This window comes from Pseudooceanicola sp., from assembly GCF_029213205.1.
Taxonomy (GTDB): Bacteria; Pseudomonadota; Alphaproteobacteria; order Rhodobacterales; family Rhodobacteraceae; genus Pseudooceanicola.
The window spans coordinates 1-7,805 of sequence record NZ_JARGNH010000053.1 but is presented as its reverse complement, the minus strand read 5'-3'; the positions used below and the strand labels follow the sequence as shown (position 1 = coordinate 7,805).

Annotated in this window: 8 protein-coding genes; 3 read left to right on the top strand and 5 right to left on the bottom strand. The window is 63.5% G+C overall.

The genetic code is table 11. The features are described 5' to 3' along the window. Positions 1 to 260: 260 nt before the first annotated feature. Positions 261 to 1,325, bottom strand: a complete 1,065-nt coding sequence (gene zapE / locus P1U48_RS18005) for a cell division protein ZapE (RefSeq protein WP_301070698.1) — start codon at positions 1,323 to 1,325, stop codon at positions 261 to 263. Positions 1,326 to 1,459: 134 nt separating this feature from the next. Between zapE and P1U48_RS18000 the strand changes: the two genes are divergently transcribed. Further along, positions 1,460 to 2,698: an MFS transporter gene (locus P1U48_RS18000; protein ID WP_301070696.1), complete on the top strand. Its 1,239-nt coding sequence runs from the start codon at positions 1,460 to 1,462 to the stop codon at positions 2,696 to 2,698. A gap of 27 nt (positions 2,699 to 2,725) precedes the next feature. Here the strand turns inward: P1U48_RS18000 and P1U48_RS17995 are convergent, their stop codons facing one another. The 4 genes from P1U48_RS17995 to P1U48_RS17980 form a co-directional block, all read right to left on the bottom strand. Next, the gene (locus P1U48_RS17995; protein WP_301070694.1) at positions 2,726 to 3,655 is read right to left on the bottom strand and encodes an alpha/beta hydrolase; all 930 of its coding nucleotides are present in this window, start codon (positions 3,653 to 3,655) and stop codon (positions 2,726 to 2,728) included. Further along, positions 3,652 to 4,566, bottom strand: coding sequence for an ornithine cyclodeaminase (locus tag P1U48_RS17990; RefSeq protein ID WP_301070692.1), 915 nt, complete (start codon positions 4,564 to 4,566; stop codon positions 3,652 to 3,654). Before P1U48_RS17990 ends, P1U48_RS17995 begins: the two co-directional genes overlap by 4 nt. Beyond that, complete coding sequence (locus P1U48_RS17985; protein WP_301070690.1) at positions 4,563 to 5,183, bottom strand: HAD family phosphatase; 621 nt, start codon at positions 5,181 to 5,183, stop codon at positions 4,563 to 4,565. The genes P1U48_RS17990 and P1U48_RS17985 overlap by 4 nt, the downstream gene beginning before the upstream one ends. Before the next feature lie 73 nt (positions 5,184 to 5,256). After that, positions 5,257 to 5,667 carry a hypothetical protein gene (locus tag P1U48_RS17980; RefSeq protein WP_301070688.1) on the bottom strand — a complete coding sequence of 137 codons (411 nt, stop codon included), beginning with the start codon at positions 5,665 to 5,667 and terminating at the stop codon, positions 5,257 to 5,259. 133 nt (positions 5,668 to 5,800) lie between these two features. On the opposite strand from P1U48_RS17980, the gene P1U48_RS17975 reads away from it, so the two are divergent. Then, positions 5,801 to 7,015, top strand: coding sequence for a hypothetical protein (locus P1U48_RS17975; RefSeq protein WP_301070687.1), 1,215 nt, complete (start codon positions 5,801 to 5,803; stop codon positions 7,013 to 7,015). A 131-nt stretch (positions 7,016 to 7,146) separates the two neighbouring features. Next, complete coding sequence (gene cobO / locus P1U48_RS17970; RefSeq protein WP_301070685.1) at positions 7,147 to 7,755, top strand: cob(I)yrinic acid a,c-diamide adenosyltransferase; 609 nt, start codon at positions 7,147 to 7,149, stop codon at positions 7,753 to 7,755. Positions 7,756 to 7,805 lie beyond the last annotated feature (50 nt).

The following is a 7,805-nucleotide window of genomic DNA, read 5'->3' as shown; positions in this document are numbered from 1 at the left end:
CGATATGAGAAGACATCACGCAACTTCTTGTCGATGATCAAACTTGCATCCATTCGGCTGTGGATCGAGTTTTATGAGTCCGCTGCCTAGTGTGCTTCTAGCAGCACAGGCAATCCAGCCACCACGGACAGGCCTTTCTCAGTCAACAGCCGGACGTTTTCCCCCGGTCAAAATGTTTACAGGTGGCGGGCAAGTAACTTGCGGGCATATAACATCTGGGGGCCGGTAAACGGCCCCCTTTTTTTGTCTTTTTCCAGCGGTTAGTCCGCGGCCCAATCCTCGGCCATCATCTCGCGCAGACGGCTGGCGGTGCGTTCGAACTCAAACACCCCCTCGCCCTCGACATAGAGCGATTCGGGCCAATCGGCGGCGGAACAGATCAACCGCACCCGGGCCTCGTAAAGCGCGTCGATCAGGGTGACAAAGCGCTTGGCCTCGTTGAAATTCGAGCGCCCCAATAGCGGAATACCCTCCAGCACCAGCACCCGGGTCGCATTGGCCAGCGCCAGAAAATCCGCCGCGCCCAGCATCTGCCCGCAGAGGTCATGAAACCCGGCCCGCGCGATGCCGTTGCGAAAGGCGGGGATTTCCACCTCGCGCCCCTTCACCTTCAACAGCAGCGGCTCGGCGCTGCCACCGGTCAGATCCGCCCAGATCGTTTCGATGGCCGCCCGTGCCTTGCTGTCGGCGGGGGTGAAATAGACCTGCCCACCGGACAGCCGGTCCTGCCGGTAGTCGCGCGGGCTGGCCAACTCATGCACCGACAGGCGCGATTTGATCAATTCGATGAACGGCAGAAAGCGTTCGCGTTGCAGACCGTGCTTATAGAGATCGTCCGGATGTCGGTTCGAGGTGGTGACAATCACCACCCCCGCCGCCATCAGCCCTTCGAACAAACGTCCGACGATCATCGCATCGGCAATGTCGCTGATCTGCATCTCGTCAAAGGCCAGCAGCCGCAGCTGACCGGCGATCTCGGCCACCACCGGGGCCAGCGCATCATCGGCCTTGGCCTGACGCGCCCGATGCATGCCATCGTGGACCTCTTGCATGAAGGCATGGAAATGCACCCGGCGCACCGGCACATCGCCCAGGCTTTCGACAAACAGATCCATCAGCATCGATTTGCCACGCCCGACCCCGCCCCAGAGGTAAAGGCCGCGCGGCGGGTCCGGCGGGCGGCGGGCGAACAACCCGCGTTTGACCGGCGCAGTCAGCCCGGCATGGATTCGGTCGAACTCAGGCAGGACCGCCTGCTGTGCCGGGTCGGCATGCAGGGTCCCATCGCCAAGGCGGGCCTGAAACAGGGCTCTCAATGTCGTCATGGGCGCGGGATAACCTGCGCCAATGGCAATGAAAAGTGGCATTCCGCAAGCAGCGGTGATCCGGACCGGATCATAGGCTGAATTGACGTCCCCGGCAAACATCTTAAGGTCGCCGGATCGCCAAGGAGATGCCGATGCAAACCCGCACCCCTCTGTTCACATCGGTCCTGATCGTCGGCTGTCTGATCATCCTGGTGAACTTCTCGATCCGCGCCTCGTTCGGGGTGTTTCAAATCCCCATCGCTTCGGAATTCGGCTGGCTGCGGGCGGAATTCAGCCTCGCCATTGCACTGCAGAACCTGGCCTGGGGAATCGGCCAGCCGCTGTTCGGGGCTTTCGCTGAAAAGCTCGGCGACCGGGCGGCGATCATCCTCGGCGCGGTGATCTATGCGATCGGCCTGGTGCTCAGCTCGGTTGCGGTGACGCCCGAGGCGCATCAGATGCTGGAAATCCTGGTCGGGTTCGGCATTGCCGGGACCGGCTTCGGGGTGATCCTGGCCGTGGTCGGGCGTGCCTCGTCGCCGGAAAACCGCTCGATGTCGCTGGCCATCGCCACCGCCGCCGGATCCGCCGGGCAGGTGTTCGGCGCGCCGCTGGCCGAATGGCTATTGACCACCATGCCCTGGCAACAGGTGTTCCTGGTCTTTGCCGCGATGATCCTCGGGGTGTTGGTGTTTCTGCCGTTCATGCGTTCGCCCGCCGCCCCGGCCAGCAAGGCCGAGCTTGCCGAAAGCCTGGGTGGCGTCCTCAAACGGGCCGGGCGCGATCCGTCGTTTGCGTTGATTTTTCTCGGGTTTTTCTCCTGCGGCTATCAACTTGCCTTCATCACCGCGCATTTCCCTGCCTTCGTGACCGAGATGTGCGGCCCGATCCTGCCGGGTGGCATCCTGCACAGCGTCGGCATCACCAGCACCTCGGCGCTGGGCGCGGTTTCGATTTCTCTGATCGGTCTGGCCAATATCTGCGGCACCTTGTTCGCGGGCTGGCTGGGCAAACACTACACCAAGAAATACCTGCTGGCGGGCATCTACACCCTGCGCACCATCGTCGCGTCGGTGTTCATTCTGACGCCGATCACCCCGGCCACGGTGCTGATCTTTTCGGTGCTTATGGGCGCGTTGTGGTTGGCCACGGTGCCGCTAACCAGCGGGCTGATCGCGCATATCTACGGCATCCGCTATATGGGAACGCTGTACGGGATCGTGTTCCTGAGCCACCAGATCGGCGGCTTCCTCGGGGTTTGGCTGGGCGGGCGGATGTATGACATCTATGGCGATTACACCATGGTCTGGTGGATCGGCGTCGGGGTCGGCGCGTTTTCGGCGATCGTGCATCTGCCGGTCCGCGAACACCGGGCGCCGCTGCCCGCATAGGGATGATCGCCGCCCGAAACCGCCCGGCTAGCGGTGCACCGCATCGCGAAAGGCGCGCACCACCTCGCGCGGATGGGTGATCGGCAACCAATGCGTCGCGCCAAGAATCTGGGTCTGCACCGCCTCGCGATTCCAGGCGGTCAGCCGCCCCATATTGGCCAGGGGAATCGTCTGATCAGCGGTCGCCCAGATCCCGGTCACCGGAATTCCGGCATGGGCGATCTCGCGATGCTCGGCCTCCAGCGTTTCTGACAATATCCGCCGGTAGGAGGACAGTACCGCCGGCAGGTAACCACGATATTCCACCTGCGCCGCCTGGGCATTGGTGATCGCCTCCGATACCCCGTGGTCCCGCTGCAACCGGCGCGCGGCGCGGCGGTGGCGGCCAGGAAACACCACCCGGAACAGCCAGTCGCCGATCAGCGGCGCGCCGATCATGAACCGGTCCAGCGCCGAGCGACTCAGCCCCATCCCGGCGGGCGCGATCAGCACCAGACGACGCAGCATGTGCGGGTTCTTCGCCGCGTAACAGGTGGCTATAGAACCGCCCATCGAATAGCCGATCAGGGTGATATCCTCTTTGATCCCCTCATGCTTGATCAGCTCCTCGAGCTGACGAACAAAGAAATCGCGATTCTGTGGTGCGGCGGGCCGGTCCGACAGACCGCGCCCGAACAGATCATAGGACAGCACCCGATAGCCCAGGATCTCCAGCTCATCCGCCACCCCGTCCCAGACGAACGACGGCGTGGTCAGCCCATGCACACAGATCGCCACCGGCCCGCGCGCCTTGCCGCTATGCCAGCGGAAATGAGTGATCCCCTGCGACAGCCGCGCCAGCTTGCCATTCGATGCGGCGCGCGCCGCCTTGTCCACCTTTGGGCGGCGCAGCTCAATCAGGAAGGGGGCCAGGAACCCCGCCACCAGCAGGCCAAAGATAAGTGCTGCCCAGGTCATGTCTGTGACCAAGCCTCCAGAATATGCATGGCGGTCATCAGGTCCAGATGGGCCCCGCCGCCGTTCTTGAACACCGTAATCTCGGCGGCGTTCCGGCGCTGAAATCCGGCGAGATCATAATAATCCGCCAGCACATCGCTGCGGGTGATCGCCCCATTCGCCAACGGCATCTTCAGCTCACCGATATGATCCAGGGTGGTGTCGAAACTGTCTACAAAGAGTCGGCCGCGCTGCAGAACGCAGTCATCGGCCTCGCGCATATCCGGGCGATAGGCGCCGATCAGATCGACATGGGTGCCCGGCGACAGCCACTCTCCCCGGATCACCGGCTCATGCGCCATAGTGGCTGAGGTGACGATATCGGCGTCCGCCACCGCAGCGGCCAGATCGCGGACGGCGGTGGTGGCAGGATAGGCCGCCGCCAGCGCCGCCGCCGCCTCGGGGCTGCGATTCCAGCATTGGAACTCGGCCCCCGGAAACGCCGCGCCATAGGCCTCGCGCAGGGATCGCGCCACGGTGCCGGCGCCGACGATCAGGATTCGTCGGCTGTCCGGGCGGGCCAGCCGCCGCGCCGCCAGCAGGCTGTCCCCGGCGGTCTTCCACTTGGTCACCAGATGAAAATCGACAATCGCCGACAGAAAGCCAGTCTCATCGGAATACAGGCTGACCCGGCCGTTCACCATCGCCTGTCCCCGCGCCGGATTGCCAGGAAAGATCGTCGCGCTTTTCACCGCCAGCCCCAGCCCGTCAATCCAGGCCGAGCGGGTCAACAGCGTGTCCTTGCCGCGATAAAGAAAGGTATCGGCAATCTCGGCCCGGGGCCGTTGATGCCCGGCGGCCAGCGCCTCGGTCAGGCGCAACCAGTCCAGCGCCGCCTCGCCTTCGGCAAATCCGATGACCGGCGCGCTCATGCGGCCTCTCCCGCGTTCAGCAGTCCGGCGGCGATCAGCCGGTCGGCCCAGCCTTGCGGGCCATCAAACAGATGCCCCTGCCAGCCCCGCGCCTGCGCCTCGGCAATATTGTCGGCGCGATCATCGGCAAACAGCAGCGCCCCCGGCGCGATACCGCAATCCGCCTCGACCATCGCATAGATCTCCGGGTTGGGCTTGATCACCCGCATATGCCCCGAGATATAGCGCCGGTCGAATTCATCGAGGAACGAATAGGCGCTGCGCGCCAGTTCGAAACTGCCTATGCCGAAATTGGTCAGCGCGAACACCGGCACGCCCTTGGCCCGCAGCGCCCTGAGCAGACGCACCGAATGCGGAATCTCCGGGCGCGCCAGTTCCAGCCAGCGGTCATGCCACATCCGGATCTCGGGCCGGTGCGCCGGATTCGCCTCGGCGGCGGCATAGATGGTCTGGCGAAAATCGCCGCCGATGTCGACGCGGTCGTTCATCGCGTGCAGATCGACCTCGGCGAACAGCCGTTCGCGGGCGGCGCGGCCAATCTCCGCATCATAAAACCGTTCGGGGTGCCATTCGATCAGCACATTCCCGATGTCAAAGATCACCGCCTCAACCTGCATCCCGTTCCCATCCCTGCGTCGTTTGTCCGCAACCTATCGCATGGTCACAACCGCCGCCAAGGTGCAGGGGCGCTTATTGCACAACACAGTCGAATTCCGCGTCATCCGGGCCATGCCGCGCCCCCGGCATCCCGGTGACCAGATGGCAATCCGGCGCGCCCACGCCAACACCCCGCGGCACCGCCCCGCCACAGTCGAGCCGCGCGACCGTCACCGCCGCATCGCCCGCCAGCCGGACCACGGCACAGCCGCTGGCCTGTTCAATCGCCAATTGCGCCATCCCGGCAAGCGGACCCAGACGGGGCGCATATTGCGGCGTGAGGCGGATCGCCTCGGCCAGGGTCCCGCGCCGCCGCACCTCAAAGCGGGTCGCGCCCAACGTTACCTCGGTCGCCGCGATGCCCGCGAAATGCGGTGACGGGCCATTGCAGCCCGCCAGCAGGGTCAAGCAAAGCCCGAGAACCGAGGCAATAGATAGACGCATCCGGCAATGCTCCGCCGCCCGCCTTTCCATTTGGTTAACAAGGCCGCGTTCACCTGCGACACCCTGTCCGTTTCATATTCCCATTTATGAATGTATAACATTCGCCAACCTGAATATGAAACCCGAGGTTCCCATGTCACAGCCATCAACCCGCCCTGCAGACAATTATTCACCGCTCTATTTCCTCGCCTCCGTCGGCGCCGGCGGTCTCGCCGTCTCCTTCTTCATGTATCTGATGTTCTGGGTGCCGCATCCGGGCCGCACCGTACCCGTATTCGAAGACATCGCCGCCGCCTTTGGCCAGGGCAATCCCGCCCTGCAATTTGCCATCGCCCTCGCCGTGCTGGGGATCGCGGTCTTTGTCTTTCTCAACCTCAAATCGCTGTTCTGGAACCTCACCGCACTGGCCCGGTTCCAGAAGACCGACAAATACGCAAAGCTCCGCAGCTCGAACGGTGAGGCGGGACTGCTGGCCCGGCCTTTGGCGATCGCCATGTCGATCAATGCGCTGTTCATCGTCGGGATGGTCTTCGTGCCCAATCTCTGGAGCCTGGTCGAATACCTGTTTCCCGCCGCGATGGTCGCCTTTGTCCTGACCGGCCTGCTGGCGCTGCGCGATATCGGTCGTTACCTGGCCCGAATCCTGTCGACACCCGGGGCCTTTGACCTCAGCCAGCACAACAGTTTTGGTCAGATCCTCCCGGCCTTTGCGCTGGCCATGGTCGGCGTTGGCCTCTCCGCCCCGGCGGCGATGTCCTCAAACCCGACGACGGTTGCCACCGCGCTGGTGCTCTCCACCTTCTTCGCGGTTGGCGCGGTCCTTTACGCAACCATAGCCCTGATCACCGCCATCACCTCGATGCTGGAACATGGCGTCGCCAAAGAAGCCGCCCCGACTCTTTTGATCATCGTGCCGCTGATGACCGTGCTCGGCATTCTGGTGCTGCGGCAGGATCATGGGCTGGGCGCCGCCTTCGGCGATCACACCAGCGACGCCGCCACGTTGATGTTCCTGGCCAAGGCGCTGGCGGTGCAGGTCCTGTTCCTGCTCTTCGGTCTGGCGGTGCTGCGTCAACAGGGCTACTTCCGCGAATTCGTCACCGGGCCCAAAACCTCGCCCGTGTCCTACGCCCTGATTTGCCCCGGTGTGGCGCTGTCGGTGTTGCTGCAGTTCTTCATCAACAAGGGCCTGGTCGCCAATCAGGTGATCGACAAGTTCGACACCGCTTATTGGGCCATCACCGCCATCGCCCTGGCGTCGCAAATGCTGATGGTCTGGCTGCTGCTGCGCCTCAATCGCCAGCATTTCTCTGCCGCCAAGACCAGGGCCGCGATTCCGGCAGAATAATCCAAATGCCATGATCCTGGGCCGCTCCCGCAGGGGGGCGGCCCTTGGCGTCGCATCCTCCGGCACCGTCCCCCCCTTGCGCCGCGCCGCCTGATCCCCGACACTCCGCCTCCGCGACAGGAGATGGATCAATGACCGAAGACAGCGCCCGCCACGCCAGCAAAATGGCCAAAAAGAAAGTCGCCCGTGACAAGATCATGGCGACCAAGACCGACCAAAAGGGCCTGATCATCGTCCACACCGGCAAGGGCAAGGGCAAATCCACCGCCGCCTTCGGAATGATCTTTCGCTGCATCGCCCATGATCTGCCCTGCGCCGTGGTGCAGTTCATCAAGGGCGGCATGTCCACCGGCGAACGCGATCTGATCCTGTCGACCTTTGCTGACAAATGCCAGTTCTACACCATGGGCGAAGGCTTCACCTGGGAAACCCAAGACCGTGACCGCGACACCGAAATGGCCCAGGCCGCCTGGGCCAAGGCCAAGGAGCTGATCCGCGATCCCGGCAACCGGATGGTGCTGCTCGACGAAATCAATATCGCCCTGCGCTATGATTACATCGACGTCGCCGAGGTGGTGGCCTTCCTGCGTGCTGAGAAACCACCGATGACCCATGTGGTCCTCACCGGGCGCAATGCCCGGGAGGAACTAATCGAAGCCGCCGACCTGGTGACCGAGATGGAGCTGATCAAGCATCCCTTCCGCGCCGGGATCAAGGCGCAGATCGGCGTCGAATTCTAAAGCGTCCCGCCAAAAACCTGAATCGCGGGGATTCCCACACGCATGATTTT